The following is a 2,575-nucleotide window of genomic DNA, read 5'->3' as shown; positions in this document are numbered from 1 at the left end:
CGCCGGCTAGGGTTGGCGCACGTTCGGACCGGCGCGCCCCCGTACGGTGGAGGCTCGAGCATGAAGTGTCCCCGGTGTCAGCACGAGAACGAGATCGCGGCGAAGTTCTGCGAAGAGTGCGCCGCGCCCTTGGCGCGGTCGTGCAGCAACTGCGGCCGCCCGGTCTCCCCAACCGCCAAGTTCTGTCCCGAGTGCGCCCACCCGACGGGGCTGGCACCCGCGACGCCAACAGCGGACCGCTTTGCCTCTACGGAGGCCTACACCCCCAAGCACCTCGCCGAGAAGATCCTGACCTCGAAGACTGCCCTCGAGGGCGAACGGAAGCAGGTCACGGTCCTCTTCGCCGATCTCAAGGGCTCGATGGAGCTGCTCGCCGACCGCGATCCGGAAGAGGCGCGCAAGATTCTCGATCCCGTCCTCACGCTGATGATGGACGCCGTCCATCACTACGAGGGCACCGTGAATCAGGTGATGGGCGACGGCATCATGGCGCTCTTCGGCGCGCCGCTCGCCCATGAAGATCACGCCGTGCGCGCGTGCTATGCCGCCCTGCGGATGCAGGACGTCGTGCGGCGCCACTCGGATGAGCTTCGCCGCGCGCAGGGCGTGGAAGTGCAGATCCGCGTCGGCGTCAACTCCGGAGAGGTCGTGGTGCGTTCGATCGGGAGTGATCTCCGCATGGACTACACGGCCGTGGGCCAGACCACGCACCTGGCGGCACGCCTGGAGCAGCTCGCCGCGCCCGGCAGCATCCGGCTCACTGACGAGACGCTGCACCTGGCCGAGGGCTTCGTCCAGGTCACCCCGCTCGGCCCGGTGCCGATCAAGGGGCTCGGCAAGCCGGTCGAGGTGTTCGAGCTGGTGGGGGCCGGCGCCGCCCGCACCCGCCTCGAGGCCGCGGCGCGGCGAGGGCTCACGCGCTTCGTCGGCCGCAACGCGGAGCTGGAGCAACTCCGAGGCGCCCTCGACCGGGCCAGCCTTGGGCACGGCCAAGTGGTCGCCGTGGTCGGGGAGCCGGGCCTCGGCAAGTCGCGTCTCTTCTGGGAGCTCACCCACTCCCATCGCATGCACGGCTGGCTGATCGTGCAGTCCGCCTCGGTCTCCTACGGCAAGGCCACCGCCTATCTTCCCGTGATCGAGCTGCTCCGCGGCTACTTCGAGATCGAGAGCCGCGACGACCCGCGGAAGATCCGGGAGAAGGTCACGGGGAAGGTCCTGACGCTCGCCCCGGCGCTCGGATCCGTCGTGCCCGCCTTCCTGGCGCTCCTCGACGTGCCGGTGGAGGAGGCGTCCTGGCAAGCCCTCGATCCGCTCCAGCGGCGCCAGCAGACGCTCGACGCGGTCAAGCGCCTGCTGCTGCGCGAGAGTGAGGTCCAGCCTCTGGTGGTGGTCTTCGAGGACCTGCACTGGATCGACGGCGAAACCCAGGCCTTGCTCGATAGCCTCATCGGGAGCCTGCCCGCGGCGCGCCTCGTGCTCCTCGTCAATTACCGTCCCGAGTACCACCACGCCTGGGGCGGCAAGACCTACTACCGCCAGCTCCGGATCGATCCTCTGCCGCCCGAGAGTGCTGATGAGCTGCTCGATGTGCTCGTCGGCCCTGACGCGGCGCTGGGTCCGCTGAAGCAGCTCCTGGTCGAGCGGACGGAAGCAAATCCCCTCTTCCTCGAGGAGAGTGTGCGCGCGCTCGTGGAGACGGCGGCCCTGGTCGGCGAGCGCGGCGCCTACCGGCTCACCCGGCCCGTCGAGAACCTAAAGATCCCCGCCACCGTGCAGGCTATCCTGGCTGCGCGCATCGACCGCCTGGCGCCCGAGGACAAGCGACTGCTCCAGGCGGCCGCCGTCATCGGCAAGGACGTGCCCATGCCGCTGCTCCTGGCCATTGCCGAGGCGCCGGAGCACGAGGTGCGCGCCGAGCTGACGAACCTCCAGGCCGCGGAGTTCCTCTACGAGACCCGGCTCTTTCCGGACCTCGAGTACACGTTCAAGCACGCGCTCACTCACGAGGTTGCGTACCAGGGGCTGCTCCAGGACCGGCAGCGCGCCCTGCACGCCCGCGTCACCGAGGCCATCGAGCGACTCTCGACAGACCGCGTCGCCGAGCAGGCCGAGCGGCTTGCCCACCACGCCCTGCGCGGAGAGCTGTGGGAGAAGGCGGTCGCCTATCTCCGCCAGGCGGGGCTCCGTGCCGAGGCGCGGGCAGCCAACCGCGAGGCCATCGCCCACCTGGAGCAGGCGCTCGCGGCCCTCCGCCGCCTCCCCGACAGCCGGGAGACGACCGAGCTGACCATCGACATCCGCATCGACCTCCGGAACGCGTTCCAACCGCTCGGCGATCGGACGCGCACGGGCGAGCAGCTCCACGAGGCGGAGATACTCGCCAGGGCGCTCGGCGACCAGCACCGACTCGCGCGGATCGCCACCTTCATGGTGATCCAGTGCCTGGCCACTGGCGACTACGACGAGGCCGTCAGGTTCGGCCAGGAGGCCCTCACCATCGCGCGAACTCTCGGCGATCGCTCGATCGAGGTGGTCGCAACGTCCTTTCTTGGCCGGACGCACGCCGCCCGGGGCG

General features: G+C 69.9%; 1 protein-coding gene. It reads left to right on the top strand.

Annotated elements, in window-relative coordinates:
* Positions 1-60: 60 nt before the first annotated feature.
* A partial coding sequence (locus VGT00_02005; protein HEV8530172.1) for an adenylate/guanylate cyclase domain-containing protein occupies positions 61-2,575 on the top strand: 2,515 nt, incomplete at its 3' end.

It is taken from the genome of Candidatus Methylomirabilota bacterium (assembly GCA_036002485.1).
Taxonomy (GTDB): domain Bacteria; phylum Methylomirabilota; class Methylomirabilia; order Rokubacteriales; family CSP1-6; genus AR37.
The sequence above is the reverse complement of the archived record's forward strand: the minus strand, read 5'-3'. Positions and strand labels throughout refer to the sequence as shown.